This is a genomic window from Haloferula sp. A504, assembly GCF_044385805.1.
GTDB lineage: Bacteria > Verrucomicrobiota > Verrucomicrobiia > Verrucomicrobiales > Akkermansiaceae > Haloferula.
This window is the reverse complement of the sequence record NZ_JBISBU010000179.1, coordinates 1-777: the sequence shown is the minus strand read 5'-3', so window position 1 is coordinate 777 and position 777 is coordinate 1. Positions and strand designations below refer to the sequence as shown.

The 777-nt window shown below is 46.8% G+C and carries 1 protein-coding gene; it reads right to left on the bottom strand.

Annotation, left to right across the window (positions count from 1 at the left end; all coding sequences use genetic code 11):
* Positions 1–594 precede the first annotated feature (594 nt).
* The coding region (locus tag ACG2LG_RS24055) for a hypothetical protein (RefSeq protein WP_396263433.1) at positions 595–777 on the bottom strand (183 nt) is incomplete at its 5' end.

Here is a 777-nt window from a genome sequence, read left to right as displayed (position 1 = left end):
GACCCCTTCCACACATCCATGCTAAATTCTCAGGAGCACCCAAATAAGTGCGCAACAACTATTTCGTCGGCTCCCAATGCGCAACTAAGACGCCCTCCTGCCCTCCGTCTTCAATAAACAAAAACGCTGTTGTCACCACCTCGCACTCGAAATTGGAATATTGGTAAGTGCTGCAATAGCTCTTCTTGTAGTAATCTCTTGACAAGAGGTCGTCTCCAAACATGGAGAGCGGATGGCGTTCTGGAGGTGAATACGGTTTAACAGTAACAAAACCACCTTGAGGCAAGTCCATAAATCTCACTCCACTAGGCATCGATCTGGTATACAAGAAGACCCCATCCTGATCCATAAAGGCGGGTAAGAACTTTTCGGTCGAGAGTGAGCAGGTAAACAAGCAAGACCTATTTTTTGTGTTACACACAACAAAACCCGACTCATCGAAGTCTGATTGCGGTTGATTCAGGAATGTTGGTATTGGTGTCGTTAGGGTATGGCTAACTACATGTTCGCCTCTCAGAAATCCAAACAGGATGAACCCTACGGAACAAACTCCGAGCAAGATCCCGCAAGGCAACGTCCGTTTAAATCTGGCATTCATTCTCGATCATCAAAAAACAAAACATCTACTTCAAAAGTGAATTTTGAGATGCGCTCAAACATCCAAACAGCCAGCTCGAACGGGAAGAGGCTGGGCTGAGAGAGCGTGGGCCTGCTATCAATTTTGTCGTACCACTTGAGGGTGATATCCCTGTTTCGGATGCTCGTCACCGCCTGGTA